This is a genomic window from Streptomyces sp. NPDC006208, assembly GCF_040613775.1.
In the GTDB taxonomy this organism is placed as follows: Bacteria; Actinomycetota; Actinomycetes; order Streptomycetales; family Streptomycetaceae; genus Streptomyces.
This window is the reverse complement of the sequence record NZ_JBEXSW010000005.1, coordinates 65,392-80,259: the sequence shown is the minus strand read 5'-3', so window position 1 is coordinate 80,259 and position 14,868 is coordinate 65,392. Positions and strand designations below refer to the sequence as shown.

General features: G+C 71.5%; 14 protein-coding genes. 1 reads left to right on the top strand and 13 read right to left on the bottom strand.

Annotation, left to right across the window (positions count from 1 at the left end; translation table 11 throughout):
• Window positions 1–66: 66 nt before the first annotated feature.
• The 3 genes from ABZ208_RS05325 to ABZ208_RS05315 form a co-directional block, all read right to left on the bottom strand.
• Entirely contained in the window at window positions 67–1,398 is a 1,332-nt protein-coding gene (locus ABZ208_RS05325) for a DUF2252 domain-containing protein (protein WP_356908337.1), read from the bottom strand.
• Between the two features lie 103 nt (window positions 1,399–1,501).
• Window positions 1,502–1,699 carry a hypothetical protein gene (locus ABZ208_RS05320; RefSeq protein WP_356908236.1) on the bottom strand — a complete coding sequence of 66 codons (198 nt, stop codon included), beginning with the start codon at window positions 1,697–1,699 and terminating at the stop codon, window positions 1,502–1,504.
• An 83-nt stretch (window positions 1,700–1,782) separates the two neighbouring features.
• Window positions 1,783–4,440, bottom strand: a complete 2,658-nt coding sequence (locus ABZ208_RS05315; protein WP_356908235.1) for a LuxR C-terminal-related transcriptional regulator — start codon at window positions 4,438–4,440, stop codon at window positions 1,783–1,785.
• Window positions 4,441–4,793: 353 nt separating this feature from the next.
• Here ABZ208_RS05315 and ABZ208_RS05310 point away from each other — a divergent pair, with 353 nt between their 5' ends.
• Window positions 4,794–5,198: a hypothetical protein gene (locus tag ABZ208_RS05310; protein ID WP_356908234.1), complete on the top strand. Its 405-nt coding sequence runs from the start codon at window positions 4,794–4,796 to the stop codon at window positions 5,196–5,198.
• Window positions 5,199–5,297: 99 nt separating this feature from the next.
• Here the strand turns inward: ABZ208_RS05310 and hypE are convergent, their stop codons facing one another.
• From hypE to ABZ208_RS05260, 10 genes are all read right to left on the bottom strand, one after another.
• Window positions 5,298–6,335, bottom strand: a complete 1,038-nt coding sequence (gene hypE / locus ABZ208_RS05305; protein ID WP_356908336.1) for a hydrogenase expression/formation protein HypE — start codon at window positions 6,333–6,335, stop codon at window positions 5,298–5,300.
• 61 nt (window positions 6,336–6,396) lie between these two features.
• Entirely contained in the window at window positions 6,397–7,527 is a 1,131-nt protein-coding gene (gene hypD, locus ABZ208_RS05300) for a hydrogenase formation protein HypD (protein ID WP_328393002.1), read from the bottom strand.
• A complete protein-coding gene (locus ABZ208_RS05295; RefSeq protein ID WP_356908233.1) occupies window positions 7,524–7,859 on the bottom strand; it encodes a HypC/HybG/HupF family hydrogenase formation chaperone in 336 nt (111 codons plus the stop codon). Before ABZ208_RS05295 ends, hypD begins: the two co-directional genes overlap by 4 nt.
• Window positions 7,860–7,911: 52 nt before the next feature.
• Window positions 7,912–10,296 carry a carbamoyltransferase HypF gene (hypF, locus tag ABZ208_RS05290; protein WP_356908335.1) on the bottom strand — a complete coding sequence of 795 codons (2,385 nt, stop codon included), beginning with the start codon at window positions 10,294–10,296 and terminating at the stop codon, window positions 7,912–7,914.
• A gap of 53 nt (window positions 10,297–10,349) precedes the next feature.
• Window positions 10,350–11,045, bottom strand: a complete 696-nt coding sequence (gene hypB / locus ABZ208_RS05285) for a hydrogenase nickel incorporation protein HypB (RefSeq protein ID WP_356908232.1) — start codon at window positions 11,043–11,045, stop codon at window positions 10,350–10,352.
• A 3-nt stretch (window positions 11,046–11,048) separates the two neighbouring features.
• Entirely contained in the window at window positions 11,049–11,441 is a 393-nt protein-coding gene (gene hypA / locus ABZ208_RS05280; RefSeq protein ID WP_356908231.1) for a hydrogenase maturation nickel metallochaperone HypA, read from the bottom strand.
• 277 nt (window positions 11,442–11,718) lie between these two features.
• The gene (locus tag ABZ208_RS05275; RefSeq protein WP_356908230.1) at window positions 11,719–12,228 is read right to left on the bottom strand and encodes a hydrogenase maturation protease; all 510 of its coding nucleotides are present in this window, start codon (window positions 12,226–12,228) and stop codon (window positions 11,719–11,721) included.
• Window positions 12,225–13,631, bottom strand: coding sequence for a hypothetical protein (locus ABZ208_RS05270; RefSeq protein WP_356908229.1), 1,407 nt, complete (start codon window positions 13,629–13,631; stop codon window positions 12,225–12,227). The genes ABZ208_RS05275 and ABZ208_RS05270 overlap by 4 nt, the downstream gene beginning before the upstream one ends.
• The gene (locus ABZ208_RS05265) at window positions 13,628–14,281 is read right to left on the bottom strand and encodes a DUF6084 family protein (protein WP_356908228.1); all 654 of its coding nucleotides are present in this window, start codon (window positions 14,279–14,281) and stop codon (window positions 13,628–13,630) included. The genes ABZ208_RS05270 and ABZ208_RS05265 overlap by 4 nt, the downstream gene beginning before the upstream one ends.
• On the bottom strand, window positions 14,278–14,868 hold the full coding sequence (locus ABZ208_RS05260) for a DUF5947 family protein (RefSeq protein ID WP_356908334.1): 591 nt from the start codon (window positions 14,866–14,868) through the stop codon (window positions 14,278–14,280). Before ABZ208_RS05260 ends, ABZ208_RS05265 begins: the two co-directional genes overlap by 4 nt.

Genomic DNA, 14,868 nt, shown 5'->3' with positions numbered 1-14,868 from the left:
TCCTCACCCGTCAGGGGTGAGCGCGGGGGTAAGCGTCCCCCGCACACCGCATGCCGCCTTTTCGCCTCAGCCGGTCCGCACAGTGATCCGTCCGGTGCCTGCGGCGTCGGCGAGCGCATGGTGGTCGCGCTCGTTCTGGTCGGCGTAGGCCTCGGCGAACTCCCCCATCGCGCGGTCGAAGGTGTCGGCCCCGCCCAGGTAGGACGCGATGGCTATCCGGTCGCCGGAGCGGGCGTGGCCGCGGGCCAGCGTGGTGCCGCACAGCTCACCGAGAAGCCGCATCTCTCCCGGAGTCATGACGTCCAGCCGGGGGCTGCCCTTCCAGTCGCGCAGCTGGCGTACATGGAAGTCCCGCTGCCTGCCGTCGATGCCCTCGAGCTGGTCCCAGCCCAGGAAGATGTCGCCGGCCGCCTGTATCAGCCGCTGCCCGGCGACGACCCGTTGTCCCTGGTTCTCGTAGGTGCTCGCCCCGGCGTACGGGGCCAGCACGGATTCGCCCGCCTCCTTGACCTGCAGCAGCAGCGGATCCTGGTCGTCCCTGCCGAGCATCAGCAGGATCCAGCAGCGGGTGCCGACGCTCCCGACGCCGACCACCTTGCGGGCGACGTCGACCAGCTCGAACTGGCCGAGGAGGTGGCGTCGGTCCGAGGTGAGCGTTCTGCCGTAGCGGTCGACCAGTGCGCCGAGGCGGTGCTTCAGCTCATCGCGCTCGACGGCGGGAAGCACATCGGCCAGCGGCACGACGAACGGCGCGTCAGGCGTGATCCTGCGGACCCCGTTCACGACCTCGGTGAGCTTCTCGAAGGCCTGCAGGCTGTCCCTGGTGCGTGCCTTGGCCGTGGGGCGGTCCAGTCGCCGGCGCACGCGCTCGCCCATCCGGCCGGACATCAGCTCACGGAGCTGGTCGACCTCGGTGCGGGTGTACCAGACATCGAGGTTGCGCATCCCGGCGAAGCGGCGCATCGCCTCCCGGTAGCCCTGCGCGGTGGCCCGTACGACGGCTGTGCGCTGCTTCACCGTGAACCCGTTGCCGCGCCCGGCGATCGCGAAGCCGGCCGCGAGCCGCTTGACGTCCCATTCCCACGGCCCGGGCAGGGTCTCGTCGAAGTCGTTGATGTCGAACAGCAGATGCCGCTCCGGGGAGGCGAACAGCCCGAAGTTCAACGGGTGGGCGTCCCCGCAGAGCTGTGCCGTGAGCCGGGTGTCCGGCTCGGCGCCGAGGTCGGCTGCCATCACCGCGGCCGCCCCGCGGTAGAAGTGGAACTCCGACCGCAGCATGCGGCCGTACCGGATCGGCACGAGATCCGGGACACGCATGGCGGACTGGCGCTCGATCACCTCCACCGGGTCGGGCCGGTGCGCCGAGGGATCGAATCCCGCGTGCCCCGAGCGAGCCATACGGGCGCGGGCCGCCTTGCCGCGGGCGGCCCGCTCCTGCGGCGTCAGGCGGACGCTCGGGGTCGACTCGGGCAAGGCCTCTCCCCTCGTCGGGCGCGGCTCGTCACTCCGGCAGCCGGCGCATTTCGAGAACGGGCAGGCCCAGGTCCTGGAAGCGCACGAGCAAGCCGTACAGATGTGCGTCGTCGATGACGTTGCCGAAGAGCAGTGTCTGCTCGGGGACGGACTCCTTCTCCAACTCGGGGAAGGCATCGCCGACGACCGCGGAAAGGCGGCCGGTGATGCGGAACTCGTATCGCATGCCAGCGCTCCCCGTGTGTGAGGGTCTTGGCTGCCATGCTCGGCCGGACCCCGCCCGGGTCGCATCACCCGCATGAGGTGACCTCAGAGAATGCCCACTTCCCTGGCACGCCGGACGGCCTGACTGCGCCGGGAGACGGACAGCTTGCGGTAGATGCTGTTCAGATGTGTCTTGACCGTGTTGACGGACAGATGCAGGTCGTCGGCGATCTCCTGGGTCGACATCATCTGTGCGGCACAGAGCAGCACATCGTGTTCGCGGGGGCTGATGTGTTCGACGACGAGCGGCTCCGCGTCGCCTGGACGACCGGTGAGCCATGACTGGAGATCGGCCGTCTCCGGAGTCGACGTCAGCAGATGCCGCAGCCACAGGCCGGCGTCCGTGAACGGGGCCCTCAGCCGTTCCGGCCGAGCCGTGTTGATGGCGCGTCCCAGCAGCCCCACTGCTGCGGCGGCGTCCTTGTCCAGTGTCGCCGCCTGGGCTTCGAGCAGCCGCACGCGCACCTGGTCGGCGACGCTCATGTCCTGTTGCCCGTCGATCGATGCGAGGAGCCGCATCGCCTCCTCGCACTCCCCCGCGGCCAGGTGGGCGGCCGAGAGGGCGACAGTGTGGGCGGGCCCCCCGGGGCCGCCGGCCTGCAGTGCGGCGATCGCGGCAGCGGCGTCCCCGCGGGCGAGGTGAACGGCGGAGCGGGCAACGGCCATCCGCTGCGCGGGCTCCCCGGCGTGGATCGCCTGCACGGCGTCGAGGATGTCGAGGGCGGACCCGGCCTGGCCGAACGCCAGCTCCAGCCGGGCGTGCAGGACCGCGGTCTCGACGGCGACCACGGGATCATGAGCCTCGCCGGCATCGACGGCGTGGCCCAGATGGCGTCGTGCGCCCTGGAGGTCACCCTGGTCGGCGGCGACGACGGCCAGGGCGAGATGGCAGCTGCCGGGGCACCGGGAGGGGGTGATGCCGTACGCCTTCGCCGTGTCCAGCCCTTCCGACGCGTGTCTCCCGGCCGCCCGCAGGGACCCGCAAAGGGCTTCGGCCAGGGCAAGACGGCCCAGACAGTGGCACCGGACCTCGGGAGCCGACTCGGCCGTGCAGACGTCCAGCGCCTCGGTGAAGGCCGCGCGGGCGTCGCCGAGGCGCCCGGCCAGCTGGAGCGCGCAGGCCCGCCCGTAGCGGCGCAGGGCCTCGATTTCCGGATGCCGCTGGAGCTGCGGCGCCGCGACCTGCTCCATCAGGTCACGGGTCCGGGCGGCGAGAGCCTCGGCTGCCGTGCCGTCGGTGTCGGTGTCGCCGCCGCCTCCGCCTCCGCCGAGGACGAGGAGGCGCAGCAGCGCGCAGGTCAGTCGCTCCTCGGGTGCCCCTGTGCTGCCGAGCAGTTCCTCGGCCCGGTCGAGGTACGCACCGCCGGACGCCGCTTCGCCACGGGCGAGGGCACATGCCGCCAGGACGAGTGCCGGTGCGACACCCGGGAGGTCCTCGGGCATGGCGGAGAAGAGCTGCTCCAGCCGGTGCGTGTCGGGTCCGGTCAGGCAGTTGCCGACGGCGAGGTGATCGACGAGCAGGGCGGCCGCGTACCCCCAGTCGCCGGCGGCAGCGGCATGTTTCAGCGCCTCGGACGGCCGGTCGTTGCCGGCGAACCAGCGAGCGGCCTGGTGGTGCAGCTGCGGTACGAGACCGGGGCGCCGGCTGTGCAGGTGGGCGCGGAGCACCTCGGCGAACAGCGGGTGACATCTACGCCAGGGCGTGTCGCCGATCGGTTCGACGAAGGCGTTCGCATGGACGAGCCGTGCCAGGATCCACTCCGCGTCCTCGCGTGCGGTCAGGGCGTTGGCGAGCTGCGGGTGAATGTGGTCCAGGATGCTGGTACGCACCAGAAGGTCACGGGTCGCGGCGGGCTGTGCCTCGAGCACCTCGGCGATGAGGTAGTCGGCGACGGCGTTCTGGGACGCGGCGAAGGACCGGGCGAACTGCTCCGCGTCGTCGGCCTGCTGCATCGCCAGGGCGCACAGCCGCAGTCCGGCGGCCCAGCCCTCGGTGCGGCTGGTGAGCGCGCCCACGCTCTCCGGCGAGGGGGAGAGTCCGTGCCTGCGCAGCAGGAGCGAGGTCTCGTGACCGGTGAAGGCCAGCTCGGCCCCGCGGATCTCGCAGATCTGGCCCTCGGCGCGGTAGCGATGCAACCGCAGCGGCGGGTCCACCCGGCTGATCAGAACCAGTCTCAGCTGGGGCCCCGCATGGTCGAGGACGAACTCCAGACCGGAGGCCACTCCTCGGCCGGGGACCCGCTCGAGCCCGTCGAGCACCAGGACCACCGGCTGGGGCAGGCGCGCCAGCTCGGCGGCGAGCCGAACCAGGAGGGAGTGGTCGACGTCGCCGGTGTGCGAGGGGATGCCGACCGAGTCGGGCAGCGGTACCTGGTGACAGTGGAAAGCGCCGAGGACATACGTCCAGAACACCCCGGGCGCACTGTCGTCGTTCTCGGCGGTGAGCCAGACGACCGGACCGGGGCTCGGGCGTGTGGCCGCCCAGGCGGCGGCGAGGGTGGTCTTCCCGGCCCCCGCGGGTCCGGTGACCACGGTCAGCGGCCCCTTCGTCCCTTCGGTCAGGCGGTCGAGCAGCCGGTTCCTGCCCACATGCGTGCGCGGTACGGCGGGGACGGCGAACTTCGCCGCCAGCAGGGGGTCTCCCGCCGGCGTCAGCCGCTCGACACCACCGGATCGGGCCTGCGCCGGATTCCCTGCGCGCACACGAATCCGGCGATGGGGAGGTGGCTCTCCACCGCCTGTTGCTGGGGCGACCGTGTGTGGCATGGCGTCTCACGTCGGGCCGTCCCTTGCCTGGTTCGCTGCTGCCGAGCGCTTGCCGGTCGGCCGACCCCGGGTGGATCTGGCCAGGTCATGGACGTGCCAACGCTTCAATGATCACAGAGGGGCGTGGTGATCGCACGCGGGGCGCAGCCGCGCCTCAGGATGCCCGGACCGTGTGGCCCGCCCGGCCTGCTCACCCGTCGCGGGTGAGGGCCCGGGGCGGCGGACCACAGATGCTCGGAGGTGAACCGGCGGCCCCGGCCGCCGTTGTCCGTCAGGAAAGGGAGTACTCCATGACGACCACCACGCCAAGCCGCCCGGGAACGTCCGGGGGGGCGTCCGGCGGGCTCGTGACGTTCGCTGCCGTGATGCTGTTCATCGCCGGTCTCCTGGACCTGTTCCGGGGCATCATGGCCATCGCGAAGGACGACATCTACGTCCGCACGCCGAATTACCTCTTCAAGTTCGACCTGACCAGCTGGGGATGGATCCAGCTCATCCTGGGCGTGATCGCCGTCCTGGTCGCGATGGGCCTGTTCGCCCGGGCCACCTGGGCACGCGCGGCGGGAGTGGTCCTGGCCGGCCTGCTGATCATCGCCAACTTCCTGACCATCCCGTACTACCCGTTCTGGTCGATCGTGCTGATCGCCCTGTACGCGTTCATCATCTGGGCACTGCTGGTGGTCACGCGGGAGTAGGCGGTCGGTTCGTCGGCCCCATCGGGCCCGTCCCACCGGCCGTGCGGCGTCACCGCACGGCCGGTGGGACGGTTGCCGTCGAGCAGGTGCAGCAGCCGTTCAGCAGATACGGGGCAGCTGCTCCCCGATCGGCATGTCGACCACGCGCGTACCCCCGAGCCCTGTGCGGGCCACCACCATGCCGGGGTGCGTCCCCACCGTCTCACCGATGATCGCCGCTTCCCTGCCCAGGGGGTGTGCGCGCATGGCCGCCAGGACCGCGTCGGCGTGCTCCCGCGGGACAAAAGCGACGAGCTTGCCCTCGTTCGCGACATACATCGGGTCGAGGCCCAGTACGGCGCAGGCGTTGGCGACGGGCGGCGGGACGGGTACGGCGCGCTCCTCGACGACGACGCCCGTACCGGAGGCCGCGGCGATCTCGTTGAGCGCTGCCGCCAGCCCGCCGCGTGTCGGGTCACGCAGTACGTGAAGGTCCTGGGTGACCGCGAGCATCGCCTCGACCAGGCCGCCGAGCGCCGCGCAGTCGCTCTCGATCTCCACACCGAACTCGAGGCCCTCGCGCACGCTCATGATGGCGACGCCGTGGACACCGATCGGGCCGCTGACGATCACCGCATCGCCGGGTCGGACGCGCTGCGGGCGCAGGTCGACACCCGGCGGGACGAGTCCGACGGCCGAGGTGTTGATGAAGATGCCGTCGCCGTGCCCTGCCTCCACGACCTTGGTGTCGCCGGTCACCACCTCCACACCGGCGGTGCGGGCGGCGGCGCCCAGGGCCTGCGCAACGCGTCCCACGACCGACAGCTCGACCCCCTCTTCGAGGATGAACCCGCAGGACATGTACGCCGCTCGGGCCCCGCTCATCGCAAGGTCGTTGACCGTGCCGTTGACGGCGAGATCGCCGATGCTGCCGCCGGGGAAGAACAGCGGCCGGACCACGAACGAGTCGGTGGAGAAGGCCAGTCGCGCTCCCCCCAGCTCGACGGCGGCGGAGTCGCTCAGCTGCGCGAGCACCGGCCCTCCGAAGGCTGGTGCGAAGATGTGCTCGACCAGTTCGGCGGACATGGCGCCGCCGCCGCCGTGGCCCATGACCACCCGCGGCTGGTCGCGCAGCGGCATCGGGCACGTCCACGCCATCACGTCCGGTGCACCGGAGTCCGTGAGCGCGGCCTCGCCCAGGTGGGGCGCTCGCAGGGTGTCAGACAACGGAAGCCCCTTCCCGGGACACGGTCTTCTGCTCGAGGTCGAGGCGCCGGTAGAGGTAGTACGCGGCGCAGGCACCCTCGCTGGAGACCATGGTGGCGCCGAGCGGCGTACGCGGGGTGCAGGTGGTACCGAAGGCCTCGCACTCATGGGGCTTGAGCAGACCCTGAAGCACCTCGCCGCTGCGGCACTCGGCCGGTTCGCGGGTGTCGATGCCCGTGACGGAGAAGCGGTGCTCGGCGTCGTACTCGCGGTAGCGGGAGGACAGCCGCCACCCGCTGGCGGGAATCACACCGATGCCCCGCCAGGCACGGTCGGTGACCTCGAAGACGTCCGCGAGCATGGCCTGTGCTGCGGGGTTTCCCTCCGGCTGTACGGCACGCGGGTAGGCGTTCTCCACAGTGTGCTCGCCGCGCTCCAGCTGCTGGACCGTCCGGCGGACGCCTTCCAGGATGTCGAGGGGCTCGAATCCCGTCACCACGATGGGCACGCGGAACCGCTCGGCGAGTTCCGGGTACTCGCTCGTGCCCATGACACTGCATACGTGTCCGGCGGCGAGGAAGCCCTGCACACGGCAGCTCGGCGACCGCATGATCGCCTCGATGGCCGGAGGAACCCGTACATGGGACACCAGCAGACTGAAGTTGGGGATGCCGAGTCTGCGGGCCTGATACACCGTCATGGCATTGGGGGGCGCGGTGGTTTCGAAGCCGATGCCGAAGAAGACGACCTCACGGTCCGGGTTCTCCTGGGCGACCCGCAGCGCATCGAGGGGCGAGTAGACCACCCGTACGTCGCCGCCCTGTCCGCGGACCTGGAACAGGTCACGGCCGGTCCCGGGGACGCGGAGCATGTCTCCGAAGGAGCAGAAGATCACCTCGGGGCGGGAGGCGATCTCCAGTGCCTTGTCGATGACCTCGAGCGGGGTGACACAGACGGGGCAGCCGGGGCCGTGGATCAACTCCACCTCGTCCGGCAGAAGCTGGTCGATGCCGTGGCGGATGATGGTGTGGGTCTGGCCGCCGCAGACCTCCATCAGTGCCCATGGCCTGGTCACGGTGGCCCGGATGTCGTCGAGCAGTTTCCGGGCCAGGGCCGGGTCCTGGAATTCCTCGATGTACTTCAACGCTTCGCCTCCTGCGCCGCCGCGCCGTCCCCGGCGTCTGCGGGCTGGTCCGTCCGTCCGTTCGCGTCGGGCTCGGCCGGCTCCCACGGGTCGCCGAACTCCTCCTGGAGCAGCCCGAGGGTCTCGAACAGCTCCAGCGTCTTGCGGGCCGACTCCTCGTCGAGGCGCTGCAGCGCGAATCCGACGTGGACGATGGCGTACTCACCGACCTGAAGGTCCGGCAGATACTCCAGGCACACTTCCTTGACCACCCCGCCGAAGTCGACGGTGGCCATCCTGGTGCCGTCCCGGTCCTCGATTCCCAGCACCTTGCCGGGTACCGCAAGGCACATGCGTTTCTCCTCGCTGCCGTACTGCGTCGCGCGTACTGTGCCGCGCCTGTCGTCATCCGCCCCCGCCGGCGGCCGCACGGGCGGCCACGACGAGTTGGCCGAGTGCCAGCCCTCCGTCGTTCGGAGGGACCAGGTGGTGGCGCAGCACGGTGAAGCCGTCCTCGCGCAGCCCGTGCGCACATGCCGAGGAGAGCAGCGCGTTGGCGAACACTCCTCCGGTCAGCGCGACGGTCCGCAGACCGTGCTGCTCGCGGACCGTGGCGCAGACCGTGCGCACGAGGTCTGCGATCGCTGCGTGGAAGCGCGCAGCCACAAGGGCCTTCGGGGTGCCCGCCCGTACGTCGTCGACCACCGCCGCCAGAACGGACGACGGCTCGGCGGTCAGGGCGGCGGCCCCGCTGCCGGGTGCCGCCGTGCGCATCGTGAAGGCGTAACCACCGCTGTCCGCACGGCCGGAGGCCATCGCGGCGGCTTCGAGTTCGATCGCGGCCTGTGCCTCGTACCCGGCCCGGTGGCAGACCCCGAGGAGCGAGGAGACCGCATCGAACAGCCTGCCCATGCTCGACGTGGGGAGGCAGTTCAGATTGCGTCCCAACTGCTGTTCCAACAGGCGGAGTTCATCCGGCGGGCAGGCTCTGACGCAGGGCAGGTCCCCCGTCCAGCCGATGCCCGCCGCGTGCAGATGCGCGAGCGCCATGCGGTACGGGCGCTGTACGGCGGCGTCGCCGCCGGGCAGCGGGACGTAGCCGAGGTGTGCGTACCGTGTGTATCCCTCGTAGTCCGCGAGCAGGAACTCCCCGCCCCACACCGCGCCGTCGTCGCCGTAGCCGGTGCCGTCGAAGGCGACGCCGATGACCGGCGCGCTGCCGTCCAGGCCGTGCTCGGCCATGGTGGCGGCGACATGTGCGTGGTGGTGCTGGACTCGTACGACGGGCCTGCCCTCGGCGTTGCGGACGGCCCACTGCCCGGAGCGGTATCCGGGGTGACGGTCGGCCGCCAGCAGCTCCGGCCGCACTCCGGTGATGGCTTCCAACTGCTCTTCGGCACAGGCGAATGCGTGCTGCGTGGCGAGGTCGTCCATGTCACCGACATGAGCGGACAGCCAGGCCTTGCGGCCCTCGCCGAGGCAGAAGGTGTTCTTGAGATCGCCTCCGACCGCGAGGGCCGGCTCGACGGGCACCGGCAGGGTGAGTGGCAGCGGGGCATAGCCGCGGGAGCGGCGCAGCGTCAGCTGCTGTCCGCCACAGACGCGCACCACGGAGTCGTCACACGGAACATGGATGGGACGGTCGTGCAGGAGCCAGCCGTCGGCCAGGTGGGCGAGCCGGTCGAGTGCTTCCGCGTCGTCGGTGACGATGGGCTCGCCGGCGATGTTGCCGCTGGTCATCACGAGGAGGCGGGGCGCGCTCCCCTCGTCACCGGGGAGCCCGAGCAGCAGATGGTGCAGCGGGGTGTACGGGAGCATGACGCCGAGGTCCGGGCTGCCGGGAGCGACCGCGTCGGACGGTGACACCGCGCCCGGCCGCGGAAGCGGTTCGGTGCGGCGGCGCAGCAGGACGATGGGACGGACGCTCCCCGCGAGCAACTCCCGTTCCAAGGCGCCCACATGGACGAGGTGTTCGACGTCGGCGACGTCCCTCGCCATCAGCGCGAAGGGCTTGTCGCCGCGGGCCTTGCGGCGGCGCAGCAGGGCGACCGCCGCGGTGTTCGTCGCATCGCAGGCGAGGTGGTAGCCGCCGAGCCCCTTGACGGCGATGATCGCTCCGTCGGACAGGAGTGCGCGGGTCTCGGCGATCGGATCGGCCGCGATCGGGCCGCCGAGGCTCCGGTCGTTCGGATCGTCCGCGACCACCTGCCGGTGCCGCAGCCCGGGGGCGGCGGGCGCCACGATCAGCCGCAGCCGCGGCCCGCAGCCGGGACAGGCGACGGGCTGTGCGTGGAAGCGCCGGTCGGCCGGATCGCTGTACTCCCGGGCGCATTCGGCGCACATCGGGAAGCCGGCCATCGTCGTGTGGTCGCGGTCGTACGGCAGGCCCGTGACGATGGTGAAGCGCGGTCCGCAGTGCGTGCAGGTGATGAAGGGATGCCCGTGGCGCCGGTCGGCGGGGTCGGCAAGTTCCGCGAGACAGTCCGCACAGGTGGCCGTGTCCGGGGAGACCAGGGTGCGGACCGGTCCGCCGGTCAGGGAGGCGACGATGGTGAAGCCGCTGCCGCCCGTGACGGGCACTTCCTGGGCGTGCACCGACTCCACCACGGCCAGGGGCGGGGCCTCCTCGGCGAGGCGTGCGCAGAACCGGGCAACGGCGAGCGGCGCGCCCTCGACCTCCGCGACGACGCCGTCCCCCGTGTTGGTCACATGCCCGCTCAGATCCATTGCGGTGGCGAGTGCGTACACATAGGGACGGAATCCGACGCCCTGCACCACTCCCCGCACCATGACCCGCCGCCGCTGCACGGTCTGCACGGCGGCCGGTCCTTGCTGGGTGGAGGTCACGAGCGGGCCCGCGCCATGACCGGCGCATGGACCGTGGCGCCCTCGGCCGCGGCGAGTGCCCGATCGAGCAGGGCGCCGGCGCCCTGCCGGGTGCGTACGGAGGTGAGGAGCACCTCCACACCGGGGTTGACCTGTTGCACATGGCTGCGGAACGCGGCCTCGTCGAACCCGACGGCCTCGGCGATGTCGGTCTTGGTGACCACCACGAGGTGGGCGAGGCCGAATGCCGTGGGGTACTTCAGCGGTTTGTCCTCGCCCTCGGTGACCGAGGCGAGGACGACTCTGAGTGATTCGCCGAGGTCGTAGGAGGCCGGGCAGACGAGGTTGCCGACGTTCTCCACGAACAGCAGCCGGGTGTCCTCGGGCAGCCAGCCGTGCAGGTGTCCGGCCAGCATCGCGGCCTCCAGGTGGCACAGCCCGTCGGTGAGCACCTGCTTGACCGGCACACCGGATCTGGCCAGGCGTACGGCGTCGTTCTCGGTGGCCAGATCGGCCGTCAGGGCCGCGGCCTGCACCCCCCGTTCCCGCGCCAGCAGCAGCTCGTCCTCCAGCAGAGCCGTCTTCCCGCTGCCGGGGCTGGAGAGGAGGTTGACGATCGTGGTGCCGCGGGCGGCCAGTTCGGAGCGCAGCGTATGGGCTGCGGCGTCGTTCTTGGCGAGCACCGCCTGCTGCAGATCGACCACTCGGCACATGGGTCAGCCCTCCTCGGAGATCGGTTCTGGGATACGTGCGCCGGCCCGCTCGTCGTCCCACTCCACGGCGGTGATGCACAGCTCGCGGCCGGCGATCAGCTCGGCGGTGGCCCCGCCGCACCTCGGGCAGCACAGCTGCGGCGGCATCCCGACCGCCCAGTCCTCGGCGCACGACTCGCAGCGCGCGCGGCCGGGGACGGACCGGGCGATCAGCTCGGCGCCTTCCAGAACGGTGCCGGCGCAGGCCAGTTCGAAGGAGAAGGCGAGGGCGTCGGGGACCACACCGGCCAGTTCGCCGACCTCGAGCCGCACGGCTCTGACCGCGGTGGCCCCCTGGGAGCGCGCCGCTTCCTCCACCTGGTCGACGACGGCCAGCGCGATGGACATCTCGTGCATCGATCTCCGTCCTGCGCTGCGGTCGGCCAGTTCGGCCCCATTAGAGGGCGCGGCCGCCCGCCGGGCCGCCCGGCACGCCGACACCACACGGCTGCGTCCGCCGTTCGGTGCAGCCCCGGGTGGGCGGCACCCTCCCGGCGGACGCGCTCGTCACATCCTGCGCATCCGCAGATAGCGCCTGAGGTCGGGCAGCACCCCGGCGACGATTGCCGCTACGGCGGTAGCGGTGGCGGCGGCAGCAGCGCCGCCGATGATGGTCTTCTTCATGGTCTTCTCCTCATCTCACGGGTTGGTGTTGGACAAGGTCCGTGACCATCTGCACGGCCTGGGGCACAGCGGCGGTCACCTGGGGGCTGAGCCCGATGCCCTCCTCGACACAGGCCGGTTCGCATCCCACCACCAGCGTGCGCCGCGGCGGGGTGCCTCCGGTGCCGGCGCACAGGGTGCCGAGCAGTGCCAGGACGGTGTCGGGGGACATGCCGTGCCCGTCGAGCGGGACGCTGCCCGGTTCCACCGTGCCCGGCGTCGCGGCCTCGATCAGGTACAGAGTCCCGGGCTCGCCCCCGCGCGCCGTCGCGTCGACCAGGACGAGCGTGTCGTACCCGTCGAGCAGCTGGTACGCGAGGTGGACGCCGCGGGTCCCGATGTCCACCACCTCGACATGGTCGGGCAGTTGGTGCTCCGCCAGCAGGCGCACGGTTTCGACGCCGAAGCCGTCGTCCCCGAGGAAGATGTTGCCGATGCCGGCGACCAGGGTCCGGGCACGATCCTGTACGGGGCTGCTCACGCGTCCTCCAGGAGCTTGACCTCGTCGGGTTGGAAGTACAGGAAGCGGCCCTGCTCGCGGCGGATGTCGGCACCCGGATCGCCCTCGACGGTCACCGCCAGGTGCACTCCCCCGTCCACGTCGTGGAGCACCGCCTCGACCAGGGCGCTGCGGCCCTGCAGGAACAGGTCCTGGGCATCGCTGCGGCGCAGGCCCGGCTGCAGGATCACCCGGCTGCCGGCGCGCACCGCCCTGCCGTCCACCAGCACCTCGTCGTGCGCCGGGTCGACGGCGGGGTCGGAGCCCGGGTCCCACCAGGGGGTCTCGGGCCGGGCGGTGCCGTGCTCGGTCTCGAACGGGTCGGGGCCGGTCACCTCCCGCAGGGAGCGCACCGCGCCGTGCAGGCGTTCCAGGACCTCGGCGGGCATCGAGTCGGCCAGGTCGATCACGGCCGCCGCCCTCGGGTCCGTTCCACGTGCCTCGCGCTTCTCCTCGTCGGTGAGGGCCGCGGTGCGCAGCGCGAGGATCTCGTCGATCTCGGTGGCGTCGTAGAGGGCGCCGGGACTCTCCGGTGCGATCGCCGGGTGGTCCTCCAGGATGATCGGGGAGGACAGGACCAGGTCGCCTCGGCCCCTCTCGCCCGCGAGTACGGGCCAGGTGTGCAGGTTCCGGCAGGAGGCGACCGCTGCCGTGGCCCACTGAGGGTGGTCCGTCATGGACAGGAACGAGCCGGAGCTCAGGCACAGCAGCAGGTGGGCGGCGACCAGGGAGCGCGGCAGGGCGGCGTCCCGGTCTCCGCCGGGCTGCGGCATCCAGGCGCTGGTGTTCTCCACGACGGCCGTCAGCCGCATCGTCCGGTAGGGGCCCGCGAGTTCCTCGGCGCGCAGACGCAGAACTCCGAAGAGCTCCTCGCGGCGGCGGACGAGCCGTCCCACCACCTGGCCGCTTCCGTCGACGACGGGTTCGGTCTCCTCACCGGCCGGCCGGGTGAACGGGACCGTGATGCCGTCCCCTTCCAACTCGGCCACGGGCACGGACACTTCGACGCGCTCTTCCGAGCCCTCGTCCCAGGGCATGAGCACACGGTCGTCGAGGTGCAGTTCGGGCACGGTCTGGAACGTGCCGTCCGTGCACGCCTGTTGCACGATCCTTCGCTGTGTGTGCAGGAACCGCACCTCGACAGCGAGTACGGCGCCGCTCTTCGGTTCCATCAGGCACTCGGTGTGCTGGAAGTCGTGCTCGGAGCCGTCGGCGCTCCAGGCGGGAGGTACGAGCACCCCGAACTGCCACCGCAGCCTGTTCTTCGCGGCCGACGCCCGGTACGGGTAGAGGACATAGCCCTCGAACAGGACGGCGTCGGCCACCTGCCGTGCGTAGGCGAGTCTGGACTCCGTCTCGGGCGGGAACGCGGCGGTCGTCGTCATGCCGTCGTCCTCTCGTCCGGCGACGGGCCCTGTGCCTCCAGCAGTTCCCGCACGGTCGCGTCGAAGGACGGCAGTGCCCGGCGGGAGCGGTGGGCGAGCAGTGCGTCCATCGTGTCGCGGGGCAGCCGGATCCAGCCGCAGCCCGGGAAGTGCTGATCGAGCATCTCCTGCCAGACCTTGACCGGCATCCGGCACTGTGCCTCGCGGTCCCAGGGGACCGGCTCGACGCGGAAGCCGGAGTCTCCGGTGAAGGCGGTACCGGAGAACAGCATGAGCAGGGGGACTTCGCCGCCGGCCAGCGCGTCGAGGTAGCGGGTCGCCGCGATGTCCATGTCGTAGGTGCAGGGCACGACGACGTCCGCTTCGGTCTCGGCGGTGAAGCCGGGCACCATGACCTGGACCTGGGCGAACTGCACCGGGTGGACGGTGCTTCCCCAGCGGGAGCGCTCGCCGAACAGGTCGCCCAGCCCTGCGGCTTCGGTCGCGTCATAGGTGCGCCGGGCCGGCTCGATACGGATCTGGCAGCGCAGCGCGAGCGCGTGCACCCGGGCCTGCTGCGATGCGGTGATACGCAGCCGGAAGACGAGAGTGGGCCCCGCGGCGTACGGGTCGGCCCGTACGCCCGTGCAGGTGAAGGCGAACTCGGTCATGGCCGGCTCCCCTGTGGTGCGCCTGCTCGTCGGCGGATGTCGTCGAAGAAGGCGTCGAGGTCGGCGCGAGCCTCGGCGCCGCCGTCGAAGCCCTGCCACAGCAGGCGCATCCGGCCCACCAGCGCGTAGCAGATGTCGATCGGCACCAGGTAGCACTCGGTGCGCTCGCCGGTGCGGCGCACCAGGAGGGCTTCGACGTCGGGTTCGAGCTCGCCGGCGAGCCGGGTCGCGCTCAGTACGGACTCCCGGACCGAGGGTTCCACCTCGCTCTCGGTCGCGCCCGCCGGACTCGGGTACAGCGCGACCAGCCGGCCGAGGGCGGAGTTGTGGAAGAAGAAGGCGACGCTGACCGGAATCTGGAGGAGTTCCCAGGCACCGTCGTCGAGCCGGTGGTCATGGTCGGCGAGACAGCGGTCGGGTACGGCGCGGAAGCGCCCGTGGGATGCGCCCGGTCGTGCCATCAGCAGCGCGCAGGGGGAGCAGGCGCAGGCCAGTGCCCGCTTCTCGGTGTCGACCAGATGCCGGTGCTCCTCGGGCACCTGCGCTCCGCACAGTTCGCAGCGCTCCTGCCGGGGCGGGCGGGGCAT